The organism is Burkholderia dolosa (genome assembly GCF_902499135.1).
In the GTDB taxonomy this organism is placed as follows: Bacteria; Pseudomonadota; Gammaproteobacteria; order Burkholderiales; family Burkholderiaceae; genus Burkholderia; species Burkholderia dolosa.
The window spans coordinates 1-20,090 of record NZ_CABVPR010000001.1; the positions used below are offsets into that span (position 1 = coordinate 1).

Below are 20,090 nucleotides of genomic sequence, written 5' to 3' on the forward strand. Positions count from 1 at the left end.
AGCCGGCCTCGGCCGCCGCGCCGCGCGCTTCGGGCGGCAGCGCGCGCGCGGGCACCGCGCGCCAGAAGCCGCCGCGCGCGACGAGCAGCACGATCCAGATCAGCAGCGACAGACCGGACACCAGAAAAGCGATCGCCAGCATCATCGGCGCGCCTCCTGCGGGCGCGCGGCGCGCGCGATCCGCATGCGCGGAGCGTCCGGACTTTCAATCGGGGTCTGAATAAAAAGCCCGGAAACCGCGCGGGCAGCAGGGCAATACGCGTAAGAATCGACGATCATCGAATGGCCTTGAAATGAGCGCGACGCCAGGCAGCGACAGGCGCCGCCCGCGAAACCGCGCAGTTTACCGGGTTCCGCGCGCGCCGGCGCCGACGGGCCGTCCCGCGATTGCAACAGGCCGGAAACGGCACCAGAGCACGGACCGCGCGATAGGGTTAAAATGCGCGATTAATTCGGGGTTCCGGGGCTTGGCCGGCCGGTACGTTCCTGCCTTCAAAACATCAAGCCGGGGCGAGCGAGCAGTGCCAGCTCCTCGACCCCGGCATCTGTCGTCGGAGTTCGCTCACTTATGCGAGTCATCCTTGCCCAGCCCCGCGGCTTTTGTGCGGGGGTTGTCCGCGCGATCGAAATCGTCGATCGCGCGCTGCAACAGCACGGCGCGCCGGTCTATGTGCGTCACGAGATCGTGCATAACCGGCACGTCGTCGAAAATCTGCGAAATAAAGGGGCACGGTTCGTTGAGGAACTCGACGAGGTGCCGCACGGCGCTGTCGCGATCTTCAGCGCGCACGGTGTCGCGCAGACGGTCGAGCGCGACGCGCAAACGCGCGGGCTCGACGTGCTCGACGCGACCTGCCCGCTCGTCACGAAGGTGCACGTGCAGGGGCGCCAGTACGTCGCGGCGGGTCGCCGGCTGATCCTGATCGGTCATGCGGGCCACCCGGAAGTCGAGGGCACGATCGGCCAGATTCCGGCCGAGGTGATCCTCGTGCAGAGCGAAGCCGAAGTCGATACGCTGACGCTGCCCGTCGACACGCCGGTCGCGTACGTCACGCAGACGACGCTGTCAGTCGACGACACGCGCGGCATCATCGAGGCGCTGCAGCGCCGGTTCACCGACATCGTCGGCCCGGACACGCGCGACATCTGCTACGCGACGCAGAACCGCCAGGCGGCCGTGCGCGAGCTGAGTGCTCAGGTCGACGTGCTGCTCGTGGTCGGCGCGACGAACAGCTCGAACTCGAACCGGCTGCGCGAGATCGGCACCGAAAGCGGCGTGCCGAGCTATCTCGTCGCCGACGGCTCGGAAGTGAAGGCCGAATGGTTCGCGGGCGTGCAGACGGTCGGCCTGACCGCCGGCGCGTCGGCACCGGAAGAAATGGTCGAGGATGTAATCGGCGCGCTTCGTGCGCTGGGGCCCGTCGAGGTCACGACGATGGCGGGCCGTGAAGAAAAAGTCGAATTCAAGTTGCCGGCGAAGCTTACGCAAGCTGTCGCCCGCGAAGTTTAAGGAGGACAACTCTTGTCTATTCCGCTGCTCCAGCAAGTCCGTGTCGGCGCCTACATCATGCGCCAGCACCTGTCCGGCAACAAACGCTATCCGCTCGCGCTGATGCTCGAGCCGCTGTTCCGCTGCAACCTCGCGTGCAACGGCTGCGGCAAGATCGATTATCCGGACCCGATCCTGAACCAGCGCCTGTCCGTCGAGGAATGCCTGGAAGCCGTCGACGAATGCGGCGCACCGGTCGTGTCGATCGCCGGCGGCGAGCCGCTGCTCCACAAGGAGATGCCGGAAATCGTCAAGGGCATCATGAAGCGCAAGAAGTTCGTGTACCTGTGCACGAACGCGCTGCTGATGGAAAAGAAGATGGACGACTACCAGCCGAGCCCGTATTTCGTCTGGTCGGTCCACCTCGACGGCGACAAGGAGATGCACGACCATTCCGTGTCGCAGGAAGGCGTGTACGACAAGGCCGTCGCGGCGATCAAGGAAGCGAAGCGCCGCGGCTTCCGCGTGAACATCAACTGCACGCTGTTCAACGATGCGATTCCGGAACGCGTCGCGAAGTTCTTCGATACGCTGAAGCCGATCGGCGTCGACGGCATCACGGTGTCGCCGGGCTACGCGTACGAGCGCGCGCCGGACCAGCAGCACTTCCTGAACCGCGACAAGACGAAGAACCTGTTCCGCGAGATCCTGAAGCGCGGCGAAGGCGGCAAGCGCTGGTCGTTCAGCCAGTCGTCGCTGTTCCTCGACTTCCTGGCCGGCAACCAGACGTACAAGTGCACGCCGTGGGGCAACCCGGCACGCACGGTGTTCGGCTGGCAGAAGCCGTGCTATCTGGTCGGCGAAGGTTACGTGAAGACCTTCAAGGAACTGATGGAAACGACCGAGTGGGACAACTACGGCGTCGGCAACTACGAGAAGTGCGCGGACTGCATGGTCCACTGCGGCTTCGAGGCGACCGCCGTGATGGACACGATCTCGCATCCGCTGAAGGCGCTGCGCGTGAGCCGCAAGGGCATCCGGACCGACGGTCCGTTCGCGCCGGACATCTCGATCGCGAAGCAGCGTCCGGCCGAATACGTGTTCTCGCGTCACGTCGAGATCAAGCTCGAGGAAATCCAGCGCGCCGGCAAGGGCAAGCTGCAGAAGCCGGCGAAGCCCGCCACGGCCGCCTGAGCATTCCGCACCGAACGGCGGCCGCGCGCCGCCGGCGGCAAGCGCGAACGAACGAAGCGCCACGGAGTCCGCTCCGTGGCGCTTTCTTTTTGGCAAGCGTCGAGCGGTGCACTCGCCGATTGCCGCGTGCGGTTCGGGGAGCGGCGCAATCGGAACGCGCCGCGCGTGTGCGGGCGCGCTCGCGTTGCGATCCGGCGTCGCACCGGCTACGCGTGTCGCATCGCACGGCTTTGCTGACGTCCGACAAGCGGCCGCTGCGAATCGCCGCCGCGCGACGCGACGTGTCCGACCACCGCGCGCGATAATCACGCATCGACCGCATCGCACGCGAACGCGCACGCCTTCTCACCGAGCCCTCCCATGCCTAACCTCGATACCGCTGCCATCGCCAGCTGGCACGCCCACGTGTACTTCGACGCCGCCAGCCGCGACAGGGCGTGGGCGTTCCGCGAAACCGTCGACACGCGCTTCGGCACGATCGTCGAACTCGGCCGCTTTCACGAGCGCCTGGTCGGCCCGCATCCGGCGTGGTCGTATCAGATCGCGTTCGGCGCTGCGCGCTTCGACGAAGTCGTGCCGTGGCTCGTGCTGAATCACGGCGCGCTCGACATCTTCCTGCATCCGAATACCGGCGACGACCTGCGCGATCATCGCGATTCGGCGGTGTGGATCGGCAAGTCGTACACGCTGAACCTCGACGCGCTGGCCGGATAATCGCGCCGCCGGCCACATCGACGTTTCGGGCGGCGCTGAAACGTCTGCCGGCGCGCCGTCGATACAGTGGGCTCCGTCCTCCCTGCCGACCGGAACCCGCCATGACGCATGCCGATGCCCGACACATCCACGAAAGCTGGCACGCCGCGGTCGTCTCCCGCGACCTCGACGCGCTGATGTCGCTCTACGCGGACGACGCGGTGCTCGAAACGCCGCTCGTCGTCGTCGCGTTGCCGGACCACGGCAGCGGCGTGCTGCACGGCAAGGCCGCGATCCGCGCATTCTTTGCGGCCGGCTTGCGCAACCCGCAGAACCGGCTCGGACGCTGGTACAGGACGGCGCTGTTCTTCTCGAACGGCCGGCAGCTCGTGTGGGAATATCCGCGCGCGACGCCCGACGGCGATCAGGTCGATCTGGTCGAGGTGATGGATCTGCGCGACGGGCTGATTGCGCACCATCGCGTGTACTGGGGATGGGTCGGCTTCAACGCGCTGCGTAGCGCCGCGCCGGCAGCGGGCCGCGCATGACCGGCACTCGTGCGGCCAATGCCGCCGCGCTCGCTGGACGCCACGGCGCGTACATCACGCGACGTACACCGCGACGCTGACGAACTGGCACAGGCTGCCGGCCAGCACGAACAGGTGCCAGATGCCGTGCCCGTGGCGAATGCGTTCGTCGTTGATGAAGAAGTAGATGCCCGCGCTGTAGATCACGCCGCCGGCGACGAGCCATGCGGTGCCGATCGGCGGCAGCGCATGGACCAGCGGACCAATCGCGACGAGCGCGAGCCAGCCCATCAGCACGTACAACACCATCGACACGATTCGCGTGCGCCGCCCGAGCGTGAGCTCCTGCACGATGCCGAACACCGCGAGGCCCCAGCTCACGCCGAACAGCGACCAGCCCCACGGCCCGCGCAACGTAACGAGCGTGAACGGCGTATAGCTGCCGGCGATCAGCAGATAAATCGCCGAATGGTCGCACTTCTGCAGGATCGCCTTCACGCGCGGGTTGCGGACGCTGTGATACAGCGTCGAGATCGCGTACAGCACGCACAGCATCGCGCCGTATACGCTGAAGCTCACGACCTTGTACGCGTCGCCCTTCAGCGCGCCCATCGTGACGAGCGTCACGAGGCCGGCCACCGAGAGCACTGCGCCGACGAGATGGCTGATGCTGTTGAAACGCTCACCGGCATGCACGACGGATTCTCCTGCGCGGGTTCATCGAAAAAACGAGCCCTATGATACCGGCGGCCGCACGTCGGCGGGCTGCGCGCGCCGGCAAGCGCGGCAGCGCGCCGCACCGCACCGTACGCACAAAGAAAAAGCGCCGCGGCATCCGCCGCGGCGCTTCCCTTTCGTCACCGGACCGTTTCGACGATCCGGTTCAGCAACACTTCCCGGCGCCGGACCCGTACCGCGCATTCTGGCGTTCGCGGAAGAATTCCTCGTACGTCATCGGTTCGCGGTCCGGATGCGTGTCGCGCATGTGCGCGACGTACGTGTCGTAGTCGGGCAGGCCGACCATCAGCCGCAACGCCTGCCCGAGGTAACGCCCCGCACTGCGAAGGTCGCTGCCGAGATCGCTGAACATCGCGGCCTCCGCGTCAACGTCCGCTGCCGAGCGCCTGCGCGGCCGGCATCGCCTCGTAGGGCGTCTCGCGCACGGTCGGCTTCGCTTCGCGGCGCGCGCGCAGCACGGCGATCAGCCCGTACACCGCGATGCTGACCACGACGAGGATGAACAGCCCGGCCAGCGCCGCGTCGATGTAGTCGTTGAAGATGATCCGCTTCATCTGCGCGATCGACTTCGCCGGCGCGAGCACCTTGCCTTCGTCCACCGCGGCCTGCAGCTTCGCGGCGTGCGCGAGGAAGCTCACCTTCGGGTTCGAATCGAACACCTTCTGCCAGCCGGCGGTCAGCGTGCAGATCAGCAGCCACGCGGTCGGCACGATCGTTACCCACGCATAGCGCTCGCGCTTCATCTTGAACAGCACGACGGTGCCGAGCACCAGCGCGATCGCGGCGAGCATCTGGTTCGAGATGCCGAACAGCGGCCACAACGTGTTGATGCCGCCGAGCGGATCGACCACGCCCTGATACAGGAAGTAGCCCCACGCGGCCACGCACAGCGCGGTCGCGATCAGGTTCGCGGGCAGCGACTCGGTGCGCTTGAGCGCCGGGTGGAACGTGCCGAGCAGATCCTGCAGCATGAAGCGGCCTGCGCGCGTGCCGGCGTCGACCGCCGTCAGGATGAACAGCGCCTCGAACAGGATCGCGAAGTGATACCAGAACGCCATCATCGCTTCGCCGCCGATCACCTGATGCAGGATGTGCGCCATGCCGACCGCCAGCGTCGGCGCGCCGCCCGCGCGCGCGATGATCGTCGTCTCGCCGACCGCCTTCGCGGTTTGCGTCAGCATGTCGGGCGTCAGCACGAAGCCCCATTGCGTGACCGTGTTCGCGACGGCTTCCGGCGTCGAGCCGAGCACCGCGGCCGGCGCGTTCATCGCGAAGTAGATGCCCGGCTCGATTACGCACGCGGCCACCAGCGCCATGATCGCGACGAACGATTCCATCAGCATCGCGCCGTAGCCGATGAAGCGCGCGTTGGTTTCGTTGTCGATCAGCTTCGGCGTCGTGCCCGACGAGATCAGCGCGTGAAAGCCCGACACCGCGCCGCACGCGATCGTGATGAACAGGAACGGGAACAGGTTGCCGGACCACACCGGGCCGCTGCCGTCGACGAACTTCGTCAGCGCGGGCATCTTCAGCTCGGGCGCGACGATCAGGATGCCGATCGCGAGACCGACGATCGTGCCGATCTTCAGGAACGTCGACAGGTAGTCGCGCGGCGCGAGCAGCAGCCATACCGGCAGCACCGAAGCGACGAAGCCGTAGCCGATCAGGATCCACGTGAGCTGCGTGCCGCTGAACGTGAACCACGCGGCGAGCGTCGGCGAATCGTGCACGGTCTGGCCGAACGCGATCGACGCCATCAGCAGCACGAAGCCGATGATCGACACTTCGCCGATCCGGCCCGGCCGGATGAAGCGCGTATAGACGCCCATGAACAACGCGATCGGAATCGTCGCGGCGACGGTGAACGTGCCCCACGGCGAATTGGTCAGCGCCTTCACGACGATCAGCGCGAGCACCGCGAGGATGATCACCATGATCAGGAACGCGCCGAACAGCGCGATCACGCCGGGCACCGTGCCGAGCTCCATCTTCACGAGGTCGCCGAGCGAGCGGCCGTCGCGGCGCGTCGAGATGAACAGCACGATGAAGTCCTGCACCGCGCCGGCGAACACGACGCCGGCCAGGATCCACAGCATGCCGGGCGTGTAGCCCATCTGCGCGGCGAGCACCGGCCCGACGAGCGGCCCTGCGCCGGCGATCGCGGCGAAGTGATGGCCGAACAGCACGTACTTGTTGGTCGGCACGTAGTCGAGGCCGTCGTTGTACTTGACCGCCGGCGTCATCCGCAGCCCGTCGAGCTGCATGACCTTGCTGGCGATGAAACGGCTGTAGAAGCGATACGCGATCAGATACACACAGACGGCGGCGATCACGATCCAGAGGGCGCTGACGCGCTCGCCGTGCGCGAGGGCGATCGTTCCGAACGCGAACGCGCCGAGCAGCGCGACCGCGATCCAGATCAGGGTGCTGGAAGCCCGATTCATGGCGTCTCCTAGTCTCCTATTTGGTTTTCGATTGAGCGCGGCCGGTCGCCGTGCTCACGTGACGTCGATGCGTCGTGCCGCGGTCTCGTGGAAGCCGCGGCGGTGGGGCGTAGTATTCCGCGCGAGCGGGGCCGCTTACAAGCGCACAACTACGTACGCCGGGCTACGTAGAATTACGTAGATCGCCGGGCGACGCGGGCGGAACCGCATCGGGTGTCGCACGAACGCCGGCCTGCTGCGCGCGCGCGTGCGGTTTTCAAAACGCTTCGCGCGCGTGGCAATATGCGGCAGCGGCCCGTGCCGCACGCCCGCCCCCGCCCGGAGAACCCGCGCCCATGACCGACGACGCGCAAACCTTCCACGCGCTGCGCCCGCGCCTGCAGAAGATCGCCTACCGGATGCTCGGCTCGGTCGCCGACGCCGAGGACATCGTGCAGGACGCGTGGCTGCGCTGGCACGAAGCCGCGCGCGACGGGATCGACAACGCGGAGGCGTGGCTCGTCGCGGTTACGACGCGGCTCTCGATCGACCGGCTGCGCACCGCGAAGATCCGGCGCGAACGCTATGCGGGCATCTGGCTGCCGGAGCCGGAGCTCGGCGAATCGCCGGCGACGCCCGAAGAGCTGACCGAGCGCGCGAGCGACGTGTCGGTCGCGTTCCTGCTGCTGCTCGAGCGCCTGACGCCCGAAGCGCGCGCGGCGTTCCTGCTGCGCGAGGTGTTCGACGCCGACTACGACGAGATCGCGAGCGCGATCGGCAAATCCGAAGCCGCGTGCCGGCAGCTCGTCAGCCGCGCGAAGGCGCAGCTGCGCGACGACGGGCGGCCGCACCGCGCGGTGCCGCACGAAACGCATCGCCGGCTGCTGCAGACGTTCTCGCATGCGCTCGCGCGCGGCGACTTCCCGTCGATCCAGGCGCTGCTCGCCGAAGACGCGATGCTGATCGGCGACGGCGGCGGCAAGGTCCAGAGTTTTCCGAAGCCGATGGTCGGCGGCCGGCGCGTCGCGCAGCTGTTCTATGCCACTTGGCTGCGTTACGGCAGCCGTGTCGAGATGCGCGCCGTCATCCTGAACGGCGACTGGGCGATGCTGCGCTTCATCGACGGCGAGCTCGAAGCCGCGATGTCGTTCGAGACGGACGGCACGCGCATCGCCCGCGTTCTCGTGCAGCGCAATCCCGACAAGCTCGCGCGTATCGCGGCCGCGTGCGCCGCCGGCTGATGCCGGTTCGCGACGATTGGTGCACCGCTCGCAACACGATGGGTCACTCCGCGCGTCTACCATGACCGACGTTGCACTTCTAAGATGATTCCACGCGGCGTACTGCCGCTCACCGCCGCCGCAAAACGGCACGGCGCACAGGAATTCATCGACATGATCCGCATCCAGCATGCCACTGCGGCCGCACTCGCCGACGCGAGCGTCGCGCCGAAACCGCGCCGGACGTTGCGCGAACGACCGGGCGATCTGCGCGCGGCCGGCCGCGACGCGACGCGCGCACGGCTCGCGGCGCTCATCGCGCCGCCGTTGCAGCACAACGGCGTGCCGGTGCCGGCCCCGGAACGATGATCCGCCGGCACGCCGCTGCCTCTCTTCGTTGAAACGTGCGGCGGGCGGTGTCACAGGCGGCAGCGCTGAAACGTCTAGTCGCACAGGGACACCACGACTCTCGCGCATCCATGTCAGACATGCCTACCCGCCGTACGGACACCGACGATCCTTATGCCCGCAGCTTCTCGACCTGCTATGCAGGCGTCGTTACCTTTCTGGCCGTCGTCACCGAGGGCAGCTTCGCGCGCGCGGCCGATCGTCTCGGCGTCGGCCGCTCGTCGGTCAGCCGCCACGTGCAGAAGCTCGAGGACCGGCTCGACGCGCGCCTGTTCCAGCGCACCACGCGCAGCATGTCGCTGACGCGCGAAGGCGAACTGTTCTACGAGAACTGCCGCCCCGGCATCGAGCATCTCGCGCAGGCGCTCGAGGACATGCGCGAGCTGCGCAGCGGGCCGCCGAGCGGCCATCTGCGGATCGGCTCGACGCCCGGCTTCGGCCGCAAGATCATCGCGCCGCTGCTGCGCGACTTCCACGCGCAGTATCCGGACATCACGCTCGAGCTGCTGCTGAACGACCGCCCCGCCGACTTCTCCGCGGACCGCATCGACGTCGCGTTTCGCGACGGCCGCATGGAGGACAGCGCGATCGTCGCGCGCCGGCTGATTCCGATGCAGATGATCGTCTGCGCGTCGCCGTCGTATGCGCAGCGATACGGGCTGCCGCGCCACGTCGACGAGCTCGCGCAGCATCGCTGCATCAACCTGCGCACCGCATCGGGCCGCGTGACGGAATGGGAATTCAAGATCGACGGACTCGCGCAGCAGCGCCAGCTCGCCGCGCATCACACGTTCAACGACATGGATCTGGTCGTGCGCGCGGTGCTCGACGGGCTCGGCATCGCGCAGCTGCCCGCGTACCAGGTGTGCGACCTGCTCGCGGACGGCAAGCTCGTGAGCTGTCTCGGCCAGTACGCGCCGGACGACGGCGGCCACTATCTGTGCTATCTGAGCCGCAAGCATCTGCCGACGCGCATCCGCGTATTCATCGACTACATGATCGAGCAGACGCGTGCGCGCGATCTGCAGTGTCTGACCGCGATGACGATGTTGCCGCCGCTGGAAGCCGTCGATTGATGCATTCGATGCAACTTCGGATGCGCGTGTATCACGCTGGCGGGCCGCGCGGTGTGCGCCTGCGATGCACGATCGTCGGGCGATGTGCGGATCGGTGTGCGGAGCAGCTCGCCGATCGTTGGCGGCATGCCCGTGCAACGCGCGCGAGTGCGGTACGCGGCGGCTTCGGCAGGCTTCGATACGTTGCGGCCGCGCGCGGAGGGCGCGCGTTCGTTCAAGGAGAACGATCGTGAGGGTCGTCGGCGGTGGTGGCGCAGGTGGCGCAGGTGGCGCAGGTGGCGCAGGTGGCGCAGGTGGCGCAGGTGGCGCAGGTGGCGCAGGTGGCGAGGATATCGACAGTCCGGACGCGGGTGTCGACGCAACGAGTTTCGTTGCGTCGCGCACGCCGCGCCGCGGCCGCCGAACGCTGGACGCTGAACACCAACGCTGAGCGCACGTCGCCGCGTTCGCACCGACGCGCCCGGCACGATCATCGCCATGTGCGCCGGCCGCGGCGCCCTGCGCCCTGCGCCCTGCACTCGGCACTCGGCACTCGGCACTCGGCACTCGGCACTCGGCACTCGGCACTCGGCACTCAGCACCCTACATCGTGCACCCGGCGCTCATGCGCCGGGTGCCGCGGCGATACTGCCGATCAATGCTTGTCGTCGACCTTCTTCGGCTTCGGCGGCGACGGCACCTTCGCGTACTGGAACGCCGGCGTCGCCTTCAACGCGTCTTTCGTCGCGCCCGGCAGATAGATGTTGCCGTTGCGCACGTCGAGCGACGCGATCGGCACCGCGACGTCGTGCGCGGCCACGCCGAGGAAGCCGCCGGCCGACACGATTGCCGCGGACACGGCGCCGTCCGGCGCGACGATCAGATCGCGCACCGTGCCGACCTTCTGGTTCTGGTCGTTGTACACGGCCTTGCCGAGCACGCTCTTCTTCACGCTCCAGCCTTCGAGCAGCGCCTGCGATTGCTCGACGGTCACGCTGAGCGGCTGCGTGCCTGCGACCTGCGCATGCGCGCTGACGCTCGATGCGAGAACGGTTGCTGCGATGAGGGTCTTGTAGAAAGCCATGCTTGTTGTACTCCGGTGAATTGTCGTCGGTTTCGACGTCGGCTCCGTGCCGCGCCGCATCGATCCGCTTGCGAAACGATGCGAAGCGGCCGGCGCTTCGACGCCCGCTCGGCGGTTGGCCGCACCGCCCCCATGCGCGCATCGTCGTGGCCAACCGGCCGCATCGATGCACGCATCGGGCCATGTTAGCGCCGCCCGCATATTGCTGCTTCGAACGCGATGTCGCAGCCGTGCACCGAGCGCGTGCGCGGCAGTTTCGGCGCGATAGCGACGTCCGGGCGACGAGCGGAGCGAAACGTGTGCCCGGCGGAGTCCATCTGCGAGCGGCGCGCCGCTACACTTCGCACGCGCTGCCGGCTGCCGGCTGCCGGCCGCTGGCCGGCCGCACGCGGTCAGCTCGACGCCGTCCCGTGTGCCGTGCCCGTGCCCGTACCCGTGTGCCGTGTCCCGTGCCCGGTGTCCGGTGTCCGGTGTCCGGTGTCCGGTGTCCCGTGCCCGGTGTCCGTGTCCGCAATCTACGCGTTGCGCGAATACACGCGTCGATGCCGGACCGCGTCCGCAAGCACGTCGAGCACGGGCTCGGTCTGCTTCCAGCTCAGGCATGCATCGGTGATCGACACGCCGTACTTCAACGGTACGCCGGGCTTCAGATCCTGACGTCCGGCCTCGAGATTGCTCTCGACCATCACGCCGACGATCCGGTGCTCGCCCTGCGACACCTGCCGCGCGAGATCGTGCGCGACGTCGATCTGCCTTTCATGCGACTTGTTCGAGTTCGCGTGCGAACAGTCGACCATCACCTGTTCGCGCAGCCCGGCCGCGCGCAGCACCGCGCAACTCGCCTCGACGTGCGCGGCATCGTAGTTCGGCCCGTTCTTGCCGCCGCGCAGGATCACGTGCGCATCGTCGTTGCCGCGTGTCTCGAAGATCGCGGCCATTCCCATCTTGGTCATCCCCATGAACGCGTGGCTCGCGCGCGCGGCGACGATCGCGTCCGACGCGACCTGCACGCCGCCGTCGGTGCCGTTCTTGAAGCCGATCGGACAGCTCAGCCCCGACGCGAACTGGCGGTGGCTCTGACTTTCGGTCGTGCGTGCGCCGATCGCACCCCACGCGATCAGATCGGCGATGTACTGCGGGCTCAGCAGGTCGAGAAATTCGGTCGCGGCCGGCAGGCCGAGCGCGTTGATGTCGAGCAGCAATTGCCGCGCGGCGCGCAGCCCTTCGTTGATCCGGAAGCTGCCGTCGAGACGCGGATCGTTGATGTAGCCCTTCCAGCCGACGGTCGTGCGCGGCTTCTCGAAGTACACGCGCATCGTGATCAGCAGGTCGTCCTTCAACGCATCGGCGGCGGCCTTCAGCCGGCGTGCATAGTCGAGCGCCTGGTCGTGATCGTGAATCGAGCACGGACCGACGACGAGCAGCAGCCGGTCGTCGCGGCCGTGCAGGATGTCGCCGATCGCACGGCGGGTCGCCTCGACGAGCGTCTGCGTGGCGGCCGGCACCGGCAGTTCGTCCTGCAGCAGCGCCGGAGAAATCAGCGGACGCACGGCGCCGATGCGGACGTCGTCGATGCGCGTGGTGTCCTGCGTCGCGTCGGCGCTGCCTACCTCGCGATCGTGCGCAGGATTGTCGAGGTTCTGCATGGGAATTCTCCGGGGACGTCTGCAATGATGGGGAGGCTCGATTATGGCATCCGGCGACGCGGCGGTGACCGCGACTGGCCGTTCGGCCAGGTGTCCGAATGCGGCCGCGGCGCCTACGATCAGGATTCGCCCCGGCCTTGCTCATCCCGCCATCATGAAAAGTCCGTCCGCCGCACCGCTGCTTGCACCGCCGCCATATGTCGCACGCCCTGCCGCGACCGAGGTTCACGCGCACGTGTCGCGCTTCGGTGCGAACGGCGACGAGCACGTCCGCTTCGCGCGGCGCGCGTATGGCGGCGATGCGGGCAAAGGGCATCGGCGCCGCGGAGAAAACCGGATACCGCTGCGAACTCGGCCGGCGTCGGATCCCGCGCACGTTGCTCGGCATGCGCGGCAGCACCGGCCCTGGCGCGCGGTGTCGGACGATCGGTCAGTCCGCGTCGGCGTCGATGCCGAGTTCGGCCGCCATCCGGCGAACGAGCGCGTTCAGTCGCGCGACTTCGTCCGCAAGACGCTTCTGCTCGGCCTTCAGCGCCTCGAATTCGGAAAGCGGCACGGAATCCGCGCCCGTCGCGTCGGCGGCGCCCGCGTAATCGGCGGCGTTCACTGCGCCGCACATCAGATGCATCCAGCGGTTCTCGCGCGCACCCGGCGCGCGCGGCAGCCGCACGACGAGCGCCGGTTCGCGCGCGGCGAGCTCGTCGAGAAACGCCTCGACCGACGAAATGTCCGCGAACCCGTGCAGCCGCGCGCTGTTCAGCCGCAGTTCGGCGGCCGTCTGCGGGCCGCGCAGCAGCAGGACCGTCAGCAGCGCGATTGCCTGGCTCGGAATCCCGAGCACGCGGTTCATGTTGTGCTCGAAACGCGGCACGCGGCTGCTGCTGCCTTCCATCACGAGGCTCAGGTGCTTCAGTCCGTCGAGCGCGGCGGTCACCTCGTCCTCGGTGACGTTCATCACCGGCGCACGCGCGGTCTTCTGGTTGCAGCCGGCAGTCAGCGCGTTCAGCGACAGCGGATAGGTGTCCGGCACCGTGTGCTGCTTCTCGACGAGCACGCCGAGAATGCGGGCCTCAAGGGCGGTCAGTTCGCGAATGGCGCGGGGCGTGGGCGTATCCGGCGTGGTGTTCATGAGTGGCGTCGCGGCAGCTGCAAAAGGAGAAAACGGATCGCGGCTGTTCGGCACAGCCGCCGAGCGAGCCATATGATAGCTCGCGAGCCGCGGCGCGACTGCGATTCGCACCGCGTCGCACGGTGCGGCCGCAGTCGTCTTTCGTCCAACGTATCGGCGCGGCCGCACGACGGCTCACGCGCGCGGCGCGCGTTTGCGCGACCCGCATGCCGGCGCTACGATACGCGCTCATCCGGACGCACACGGCACGCCGCACGGCAGCCCGTGCGCCGCACACGCGGCCCGTCCCGCACGCTGCGCGATCGTCGCGCGTGTGCCGCTCCGTTCAACGCCGTTCACCGTCACCGCCATGAACTCATCCACCCGCGTATCCAACGTGCGCGCCATCGTCACCGGCCACACGCGCGGCCTCGGCGCAGCGCTTGCCGAGCAGCTGCTGCAGCAAGGCATCGCCGTGCTCGGCTTGTCGCGCAGCCGCCATGCGACGCTCGCCGCACAGGCCGGCGACCGCCTCGCCGAAGTCGAGCTCGATCTGTCAAATCCGTCGGCCGTCGCCACGTGGCTGGCCGGCGATACGCTGCGCAGCTTCGTCAACGGCGCATCGATCGTGCTGCTGTTCAACAACGCGGGCGTCGTCGAGCCGATCGGGCCGCTTGCCGCGCAGGATCCCGTCACGATCGCCGGCGCGGTCGGCCTGAACGTCGCGACGCCGCTGATGCTGTCGGCCGCCATTGCGCACGCCACATCCGGGCCGACCGAGTTGCGGATCGTCCACGTGTCGAGCGGCGCCGCGCGCAATGCGTATGCGGGCTGGAGCGTCTATTGCGCGACCAAGGCCGCGCTCGACCATCACGCGCGCGCCGTTGCGCTCGACACGAATCGCGCGCTGCGGATCTGCAGCGTCGCGCCGGGCGTCGTCGACACCGGCATGCAGGCGACGATCCGCGCGACCGGCACCGACCGCTTCCCGCTGCGTGACAAGTTCGACCAGCTGAAAGCAAGCGGCGCGCTCGCGACGCCGGACGCGGCCGCGCGGCAGCTCATCGGCTACGCACTCAGCGATGCGTTCGGCTCGGTGCCGACGGCCGACGTGCGCGAACTGCCGCCCGTGCTCTGAGCAAGCGCGCCGGCTACCGGCGCTCACCCTTCGAGCCGCTTCGTCCAGTCTTCGACCCGACGTTGCGTGCGGCGCTTGTCGAGCATCGTGCGCCATGCGAGCGGCAGCGCACGAACGTCGCACAGCGCGTCGAGCGCATCGATGTCGAGCGTGCGGCGGTACAGCACGTCGAGCACCGCCGACAGCGGCCATCGCGGATACGGTCGCGCGTGCAGCGCGAGCACGTCGCCGGGCGCGGCCCAGCCTTCCTGCAGCACACGGTAGTACCAGCCGGTGCGTCCGCTCTGCTGCACGAGCCACGCCATCTTCGGATGGTCGAAGCGCACGTTGAGCTTCCAGCACGGCTGCCGCGACTGCGAGATCTCGAGCACCGCGCCGCCGAGCGTGAATACATCGCCGATGCACACGTCCTGCTCGGTCACGCCGTGCGTCGACAGGTTCTCGCCGAACGCGCCCGGCTGCGCGAGCACGTCGCGCGCGCCGATCTCGCGGATCCACCACGCGTAATGATCGTGCGCATAGTGATGGACGGCCTTGTCCGGGCCGCCGTGATGTCGGGCGTCAGCGTGCTCGTCGCCGGCAAACCCGAGCGCGCCGAGCCACAGCCGCGCGTCGACCGGCCGCTTGTCGATCGCGCTCGCGTGGCACGAGCCGGCCAGCGGCCGGCTCGTGCCGACGCGCACCGCGCCGATATCGACCGCGATCGGCACAAGCGCGTCGCCGCTCATGCGCCGACCGCGTCCGGCAGCGCCGCGAGCAGGCGCTCGAGCTCGCGCGTGCGCGCGTCGCCGAGCGGCTGCAGCGGCTTTCTCGGTTCGCCGGCGTCGAAGCCGCGCAAGCGCAGGCCGGCTTTCACGGTCACCGGCAGCCCGCCGCTGACGATGAACTGCAGCAGCGGCAGCTGCGCATGGAACACTGCTCGGGCCCGCGCGAGATCGCCCGCCCGCATCGCGTCGAACAGCGCGAGCGGCAACGCGGCGTTCAGGTTCGGCGCGGCCGTGCACCAGCCGGCCGCACCCGCCGCCAGCGCCGCGAGCGCCATCGGGTTGCTGCCGTTGTAGAACGGAATCGCGCCGTCGCTCAGCTGCGCGAGCCGGTGCATCCGGCCGATGTCGCCGGTGCTCTCCTTGACCATCGTCACGTTGTCGACCGCTCTGCAGATCGTCGCGATCAGATCCGGCGACATGTCGACGCCGCTCGTCGCCGGATTGTTGTACAGCATGATCGGGATGCCGATCGCGTCGCCGATCGCGCGATAGTGCGCGACGATCTCGTCGTTGCCGAGCTTCCAGTACGACACCGGCAGCACCATCACCGCATCGGCGCCCGTCTGCTCGGCGAAGCGTGCGCGGCGCACGGCGCCGGCCGTCGTCAGATCCGAAATGCCGACGACGGTCGGCACGCGCCCGCGCACCGCGCGAATCGACGCGTCGGCGACCGCATCCCATTCCGCGTCGGTCAGATACGCGCTTTCGCCGGTGCTGCCGAGCGGCGCGATCGCATGCACGCCGTCGCCGATCAGCCGTTCGATCAGTGCGCCGAGCGCTTTCAGGTCGACGCCGCCGTCGGCGGAGAACGGCGTAACCGGGTAGGCAATGATGCCTTTCAACAGGATTGACACGATGGATGCTCCGTAACGATAGGTGGTCGGGGCGAATGGATCGGCGCGGCGCTCACGCGATGCAGTCGGGATGCGTGCGCAAGGCGCGGCGCGCGTAGTAGTCGAACGTCACCGCGTCGCGCTTCGGCTTCGAGATCCAGTCGTGCGCGTCGCGCGCGAGCGCCGGCGGAATCGGCCGGATTTCACCGGCCGACATCGCGAGCAGTTGCAGCTTCGCGGCGCGCTCGATCAGCAGCGCGAGCATGCACGCTTCCTCGATCGTCTTGCCGACCACGAGCTGGCCGTGATGCGACAGCAGGATCGCGCGCTTGTCGCCGAGCGCGTTCGCGATGATTTCGCCTTCCTCGTTGCCGACCGGCACGCCGGGCCAGTCCTTCAGGAACGCGCAATCGTCGTGCAGCGGACACGTATCCATGTGCGACACGACGAGCGGCTGCTCGAGCATCGACAGTGCGGCGACGTGCAGCGGGTGCGTATGGATGATGCAGTTCACGTCAGGGCGCGCGCGGTAGATCCACGTATGGAACCGGTTGGCCGGATTCGGGATGCCTTCGCCGTCGACGACGTCGAGATCCTCGTTCACCTGCAGCAGGTTCGCGGCCGAAATCTCGTCGAACCCGAGCCCGAGCCGCTGCGTGTAGTACGTGCCGGCGTCGCCCGCACGACAGGTGATCTGCCCGGCGAGCCCCGAGTCGTGTCCGGCGTCGAACAGGATCCGGCACGTCAGCGCGAGCTTCTGCCGGGCGTTCCAGCCGCTGTCGCCCACCTCGTTTTCCAGACGCCGCTCCGCCAGCGCGACCAGCGTTTCCTTCGTCAAATTCAGCGTTTCAGCCATAGCACCTCCTGAATGGGTCGGGTATGCCGCGTCGATCGCCGTGCGTTGCGTTTCGCGATCGCGTGACACTCGATACATTGTATGACACGTTGTGTCATGAACTACAATTTGTTTTTTGGGAACGGAACCCGACGCTCCATGACGATTCGCCTGAAGCTGCTGAGAAAACAGAAGGGCTGGACGCTCGACGTACTGGCCGACGAGACCGGCCTCACGAAAAGCTATCTGTCGAAGGTCGAGCGCGGCCTGAGCGTGCCGTCGATCGCCGTCGCGCTGAAGCTGTCGAAAGCGTTGGGCGTCGACGTCGAGCAGCTGTTCTCCGAAGGCCGCGATCGCGAGTTGATCGCGATTACGCGGGCCGACGAGCGCACCGCGACGGGCGCTGCATCACAGCGCCACGCGCACCGCTTCGAGAGCATCGCGGCCGGCGTCGCGCCCAAGAAAATGCTGCCGTTCGTCGTGTATCCGCCGCGCGAATTCGCGGCGTCGACGTTTCGCGAGCACGAGGGCGAGGAATTTCTGTTCGTGCACAAGGGACGCGTCGAAATCGAATTTCCGAACGAAACGGTGCAACTGAAAGCGGGCGACTCGGTCTACTTCAACGCATTGATTCCGCACCGCACGCGAAGCGTCGGCGCGGTGCAGGCCGAGATTCTGGTCATCGTCAGTCACGAAGGGTAGGGAGCGTCGACCTATGCCACGCACATGCACATGTCCGCAACCGCGCGCACGCGAACAGCATTCGCTTCAGCACGCACGACGGAAAGCGCCGCGCGACTGCGCGATACGGACGTCCTCGGGCTTTCCCGTCGGGCCGACCCAAGCCCGCTAATGCCGCGCCGATACGCACGTCGCCGCTGAAATCGTCACTTCTTCGCCCGAGGATCATCCGATGGTCACCAAGGCCACCGCACCGTTCCAGCAAATCAAGACACGCGTTCGCCAGCACGTCGAATCGGGCGACTGGCGTCCGGGCGACCGCATTCCGTCGGAGCTCGAACTCGCTGCGCAATTCGGCGTTGCGCGCATGACGGTCAACCGCGCGCTGCGCGAACTGACCGAGGAAGGCGTGCTGAAGCGCATCGCGGGCGTCGGCACGTTCGTCGCCGAATCGAAGCCGCAGTCGAACCTGCTGATGATCGCGCATATCCGCGACGAGATTCGCGCACGCGGGCATGAATATCGCTGCCGCGTGCTGAGCCAGTCGCGCGACCCGGCGTCGTTCGACGTCGCCGCGGCGTTCGGCCTGCCGGTCAATACGCCGGTCTTTCACGTGGTGTGCGTGCACGAGGAGAACGGACGTCCGATCCAGCTCGAGGACCGCTACGTGAACCCGGCGGCCGCACCCGAATTCATCGAACAGGACTTCCAGGCCGTGCCGCCGTCGGAGTACCTGTACAACAACGTGTCGCATTACGAGCTCGAGATCGAGCATGTCGTCGACGCGTCGCTGCCGACCGGCGAGCAGGCGCGGCTGCTCGACATGCGTGCCGACGAGCCGTGCCTCACGCTGACGCGCCGCACCTGGACGAACGGGCTGCCGGTCACGTTCGTGCACTTCCTGCATCCGGGCAACCGCTATCGGCTCGGCTCGCGCTTCAAGCCGGGCGCCGGACGTCACCAGACCTGAGCGAGCGGCACGCGCGTCCATGCGCGACAAGCGGCACACGCGACACACAGGACGCGCACGCGATCAGATCGCGTCCGCCTGCCCCGCATCACGCGACCACACGACCGGAAACAGCGGATGCGCGAGCGGCGCGCCGTCCGGCAGTTCGTCGGCGAGGCCGGGAAAATCGGGCGACGTTTTCCAGCGGCGCGGCGCATGGCGGACGTCGTCGCCGACGAAGCGGATCGAGAACGCACGCCGGCGATTCTGCGTACCGCCCGACGCGTGCAGCGTCAGCATCCGGAAGCACACCATGTCGCCGGGCTCGAGCGCCCAGCGCCGGATCGGAAATGCCGCGCGATCGGCGTCGATGTCCGGCAGGTCCGCGAGGCTGCCTTCCGGAAACCACTTCGCTTCCTTGTCCATGAACGTGCGCGGCATCAGCCACGGCCCGCGATGCGAACCCGCGACGAATTCCAGCGTCGACTCGAGCGGCACCGGATCGACGGGAATCCACATGCTGACGTTGTCGTCGCCTTCGATGTTGTAGTACGGCTGATCCTGATGCCACGGCGTGCGCTGTCGCGTGCCGGGCTCCTTCACGAGCAGATGGTCGTGATACAGCCGCACGGTCGCGGTGCCCATCAGCGCGGCGGCCACCGACGGCGCCGGCGAGCGCACGATGAAGTCGCGATACGCGTCGATGTGCTGCCAGTTGCAGAAGTCCTCGAAGAACCAGCCCGGATCGTCGGGCCGGCTCGCGACTTTCGCGCGCGCGCTCGGCCCCGCGAGGTTCGCATCGATGCCGGCGCGCAGCGTCGCCACTTCGTCGGCCGAAAAGATGCGTCTGATGCAGACCGCGCCTTCGTCGCGGAACGCGGCGATCAGTTCGGGCGTCACGGCTTTTGCGACACGGTCCGGGATGTTCGTCGTCATGGTGCGCCTGTCGGTCGAATGGGACGTCGCGATTTCGCGCCGTGAACGGTCGATGCCGAAGCCGGCGAGCGACGCGCCGCACCGCGCTGCATCGCATCCATAGCTATCGGCTTCGCTGAATTAGCGCTGCAGTCTAGACTGCAACATCTTGACGCGCAATCCCGATTTTCCCGCTTATATAAAGTTCAATATCGTCACCGGCGTGAACCGCTTCAACGTCCTCCGCCGCGTCTCGTTGTTATGCAGCCTATACCACGCCGACGCCCCGCCCCGGCACTCGCCCCTTCGCAAACCGCGATTGCCCGCCGCTCACGCGCATGTTAAAAACGCCGCACGCATTTGAAAACGAAATGCACGAATCCGAAA

General features: G+C 67.7%; 20 protein-coding genes and 1 pseudogene. 10 read left to right on the plus strand and 11 right to left on the minus strand.

Annotated features, from left to right (window positions below; all coding sequences use genetic code 11):
- A pseudogene (locus BUB20358_RS00005) lies at nucleotides 1-145 on the minus strand (glycosyltransferase); the annotation flags it as partial.
- Between the two features lie 423 nt (nucleotides 146-568).
- Here BUB20358_RS00005 and ispH point away from each other — a divergent pair.
- The 4 genes from ispH to BUB20358_RS00025 all read left to right on the plus strand — a co-directional run bounded on the left by ispH (nucleotide 569) and on the right by BUB20358_RS00025 (nucleotide 3,924).
- Nucleotides 569-1,510: a 4-hydroxy-3-methylbut-2-enyl diphosphate reductase gene (ispH, locus tag BUB20358_RS00010; protein ID WP_035974740.1), complete on the plus strand. Its 942-nt coding sequence runs from the start codon at nucleotides 569-571 to the stop codon at nucleotides 1,508-1,510.
- A gap of 12 nt (nucleotides 1,511-1,522) precedes the next feature.
- Nucleotides 1,523-2,683, plus strand: a complete 1,161-nt coding sequence (hpnH, locus tag BUB20358_RS00015; RefSeq protein WP_006766643.1) for an adenosyl-hopene transferase HpnH — start codon at nucleotides 1,523-1,525, stop codon at nucleotides 2,681-2,683.
- Between the two features lie 360 nt (nucleotides 2,684-3,043).
- A complete protein-coding gene (locus BUB20358_RS00020; RefSeq protein ID WP_006766644.1) occupies nucleotides 3,044-3,397 on the plus strand; it encodes a DOPA 4,5-dioxygenase family protein in 354 nt (117 codons plus the stop codon).
- A 101-nt stretch (nucleotides 3,398-3,498) separates the two neighbouring features.
- A complete protein-coding gene (locus BUB20358_RS00025; RefSeq protein ID WP_035974742.1) occupies nucleotides 3,499-3,924 on the plus strand; it encodes a nuclear transport factor 2 family protein in 426 nt (141 codons plus the stop codon).
- Nucleotides 3,925-3,978: 54 nt separating this feature from the next.
- On the opposite strand, the gene trhA is transcribed toward BUB20358_RS00025, so the two are convergent.
- The 3 genes from trhA to BUB20358_RS00040 all read right to left on the minus strand — a co-directional run bounded on the left by trhA (nucleotide 3,979) and on the right by BUB20358_RS00040 (nucleotide 7,085).
- Nucleotides 3,979-4,599, minus strand: coding sequence for a PAQR family membrane homeostasis protein TrhA (gene trhA, locus BUB20358_RS00030; protein ID WP_006766646.1), 621 nt, complete (start codon nucleotides 4,597-4,599; stop codon nucleotides 3,979-3,981).
- A 187-nt stretch (nucleotides 4,600-4,786) separates the two neighbouring features.
- Entirely contained in the window at nucleotides 4,787-4,993 is a 207-nt protein-coding gene (locus BUB20358_RS00035; RefSeq protein WP_006766647.1) for a YbdD/YjiX family protein, read from the minus strand.
- Nucleotides 4,994-5,006: 13 nt separating this feature from the next.
- On the minus strand, nucleotides 5,007-7,085 hold the full coding sequence (locus BUB20358_RS00040; RefSeq protein WP_006766648.1) for a carbon starvation CstA family protein: 2,079 nt from the start codon (nucleotides 7,083-7,085) through the stop codon (nucleotides 5,007-5,009).
- Nucleotides 7,086-7,420: 335 nt separating this feature from the next.
- On the opposite strand from BUB20358_RS00040, the gene BUB20358_RS00045 reads away from it, so the two are divergent.
- The 3 genes from BUB20358_RS00045 (at nucleotide 7,421) to BUB20358_RS00055 (ending at nucleotide 9,768) form a co-directional block, all read left to right on the plus strand.
- Nucleotides 7,421-8,305: an RNA polymerase sigma-70 factor gene (locus tag BUB20358_RS00045; RefSeq protein WP_035974745.1), complete on the plus strand. Its 885-nt coding sequence runs from the start codon at nucleotides 7,421-7,423 to the stop codon at nucleotides 8,303-8,305.
- 153 nt (nucleotides 8,306-8,458) lie between these two features.
- The gene (locus BUB20358_RS00050; protein WP_123806741.1) at nucleotides 8,459-8,653 is read left to right on the plus strand and encodes a hypothetical protein; all 195 of its coding nucleotides are present in this window, start codon (nucleotides 8,459-8,461) and stop codon (nucleotides 8,651-8,653) included.
- 110 nt (nucleotides 8,654-8,763) lie between these two features.
- Complete coding sequence (locus BUB20358_RS00055; RefSeq protein ID WP_035974749.1) at nucleotides 8,764-9,768, plus strand: LysR family transcriptional regulator; 1,005 nt, start codon at nucleotides 8,764-8,766, stop codon at nucleotides 9,766-9,768.
- 634 nt (nucleotides 9,769-10,402) lie between these two features.
- Here the strand turns inward: BUB20358_RS00055 and BUB20358_RS00060 are convergent.
- The 3 genes from BUB20358_RS00060 to BUB20358_RS00070 form a co-directional block, all read right to left on the minus strand.
- The gene (locus tag BUB20358_RS00060) at nucleotides 10,403-10,831 is read right to left on the minus strand and encodes a PRC-barrel domain-containing protein (RefSeq protein WP_035974751.1); all 429 of its coding nucleotides are present in this window, start codon (nucleotides 10,829-10,831) and stop codon (nucleotides 10,403-10,405) included.
- Nucleotides 10,832-11,346: 515 nt separating this feature from the next.
- Nucleotides 11,347-12,477: a 3-deoxy-7-phosphoheptulonate synthase gene (locus tag BUB20358_RS00065; RefSeq protein ID WP_006766651.1), complete on the minus strand. Its 1,131-nt coding sequence runs from the start codon at nucleotides 12,475-12,477 to the stop codon at nucleotides 11,347-11,349.
- 430 nt (nucleotides 12,478-12,907) lie between these two features.
- Nucleotides 12,908-13,606, minus strand: coding sequence for a YceH family protein (locus BUB20358_RS00070; protein ID WP_035974756.1), 699 nt, complete (start codon nucleotides 13,604-13,606; stop codon nucleotides 12,908-12,910).
- A 349-nt stretch (nucleotides 13,607-13,955) separates the two neighbouring features.
- Between BUB20358_RS00070 and BUB20358_RS00075 the strand changes: the two genes are divergently transcribed.
- The gene (locus BUB20358_RS00075; RefSeq protein ID WP_035974758.1) at nucleotides 13,956-14,723 is read left to right on the plus strand and encodes an SDR family oxidoreductase; all 768 of its coding nucleotides are present in this window, start codon (nucleotides 13,956-13,958) and stop codon (nucleotides 14,721-14,723) included.
- A gap of 23 nt (nucleotides 14,724-14,746) precedes the next feature.
- On the opposite strand, the gene BUB20358_RS00080 is transcribed toward BUB20358_RS00075, so the two are convergent.
- From BUB20358_RS00080 to BUB20358_RS00090, 3 genes are read right to left on the minus strand one after another with little or no spacing between them, the layout of a single operon-like run.
- Nucleotides 14,747-15,451 carry an MOSC domain-containing protein gene (locus BUB20358_RS00080; RefSeq protein WP_006766654.1) on the minus strand — a complete coding sequence of 235 codons (705 nt, stop codon included), beginning with the start codon at nucleotides 15,449-15,451 and terminating at the stop codon, nucleotides 14,747-14,749.
- The gene (locus tag BUB20358_RS00085; RefSeq protein ID WP_006766655.1) at nucleotides 15,448-16,344 is read right to left on the minus strand and encodes a dihydrodipicolinate synthase family protein; all 897 of its coding nucleotides are present in this window, start codon (nucleotides 16,342-16,344) and stop codon (nucleotides 15,448-15,450) included. Before BUB20358_RS00085 ends, BUB20358_RS00080 begins: the two co-directional genes overlap by 4 nt.
- Before the next feature lie 52 nt (nucleotides 16,345-16,396).
- Nucleotides 16,397-17,179, minus strand: coding sequence for an aldolase (locus tag BUB20358_RS00090; protein ID WP_006766656.1), 783 nt, complete (start codon nucleotides 17,177-17,179; stop codon nucleotides 16,397-16,399).
- 138 nt (nucleotides 17,180-17,317) lie between these two features.
- On the opposite strand from BUB20358_RS00090, the gene BUB20358_RS00095 reads away from it, so the two are divergent.
- Nucleotides 17,318-17,860 (plus strand): helix-turn-helix domain-containing protein, encoded by a 543-nt coding sequence (locus BUB20358_RS00095; RefSeq protein WP_035974760.1) that lies wholly within the window; start codon nucleotides 17,318-17,320, stop codon nucleotides 17,858-17,860.
- 211 nt (nucleotides 17,861-18,071) lie between these two features.
- Entirely contained in the window at nucleotides 18,072-18,809 is a 738-nt protein-coding gene (gene hutC / locus BUB20358_RS00100) for a histidine utilization transcriptional repressor HutC (protein WP_006766658.1), read from the plus strand.
- A gap of 63 nt (nucleotides 18,810-18,872) precedes the next feature.
- Here hutC and BUB20358_RS00105 read toward each other — a convergent pair whose 3' ends face one another.
- Entirely contained in the window at nucleotides 18,873-19,724 is an 852-nt protein-coding gene (locus BUB20358_RS00105) for a phytanoyl-CoA dioxygenase family protein (protein ID WP_006766659.1), read from the minus strand.
- Nucleotides 19,725-20,090: the final 366 nt, after the last annotated feature.

Bases quoted from the DNA above. Each gene is read 5' to 3' on its own strand.
- ispH (WP_035974740.1), top strand. From the start codon at position 569: ATGCGAGTCATCCTTGCCCAGCCCCGCGGCTTTTGTGCGGGGGTTGTC.
- BUB20358_RS00020 (WP_006766644.1), top strand. From the start codon at position 3,044: ATGCCTAACCTCGATACCGCTGCCATCGCCAGCTGGCACGCCCACGTG.
- BUB20358_RS00025 (WP_035974742.1), top strand. From the start codon at position 3,499: ATGACGCATGCCGATGCCCGACACATCCACGAAAGCTGGCACGCCGCG.
- BUB20358_RS00035 (WP_006766647.1), bottom strand. From the start codon at position 4,993: ATGTTCAGCGATCTCGGCAGCGACCTTCGCAGTGCGGGGCGTTACCTC.
- BUB20358_RS00040 (WP_006766648.1), bottom strand. From the start codon at position 7,085: ATGAATCGGGCTTCCAGCACCCTGATCTGGATCGCGGTCGCGCTGCTC.
- BUB20358_RS00045 (WP_035974745.1), top strand. From the start codon at position 7,421: ATGACCGACGACGCGCAAACCTTCCACGCGCTGCGCCCGCGCCTGCAG.
- BUB20358_RS00050 (WP_123806741.1), top strand. From the start codon at position 8,459: ATGATCCGCATCCAGCATGCCACTGCGGCCGCACTCGCCGACGCGAGC.
- BUB20358_RS00055 (WP_035974749.1), top strand. From the start codon at position 8,764: ATGTCAGACATGCCTACCCGCCGTACGGACACCGACGATCCTTATGCC.
- BUB20358_RS00060 (WP_035974751.1), bottom strand. From the start codon at position 10,831: ATGGCTTTCTACAAGACCCTCATCGCAGCAACCGTTCTCGCATCGAGC.
- BUB20358_RS00065 (WP_006766651.1), bottom strand. From the start codon at position 12,477: ATGCAGAACCTCGACAATCCTGCGCACGATCGCGAGGTAGGCAGCGCC.
- BUB20358_RS00070 (WP_035974756.1), bottom strand. From the start codon at position 13,606: ATGAACACCACGCCGGATACGCCCACGCCCCGCGCCATTCGCGAACTG.
- BUB20358_RS00075 (WP_035974758.1), top strand. From the start codon at position 13,956: ATGAACTCATCCACCCGCGTATCCAACGTGCGCGCCATCGTCACCGGC.
- BUB20358_RS00080 (WP_006766654.1), bottom strand. From the start codon at position 15,451: ATGAGCGGCGACGCGCTTGTGCCGATCGCGGTCGATATCGGCGCGGTG.
- BUB20358_RS00090 (WP_006766656.1), bottom strand. From the start codon at position 17,179: ATGGCTGAAACGCTGAATTTGACGAAGGAAACGCTGGTCGCGCTGGCG.
- BUB20358_RS00095 (WP_035974760.1), top strand. From the start codon at position 17,318: ATGACGATTCGCCTGAAGCTGCTGAGAAAACAGAAGGGCTGGACGCTC.
- hutC (WP_006766658.1), top strand. From the start codon at position 18,072: ATGGTCACCAAGGCCACCGCACCGTTCCAGCAAATCAAGACACGCGTT.
- BUB20358_RS00105 (WP_006766659.1), bottom strand. From the start codon at position 19,724: ATGACGACGAACATCCCGGACCGTGTCGCAAAAGCCGTGACGCCCGAA.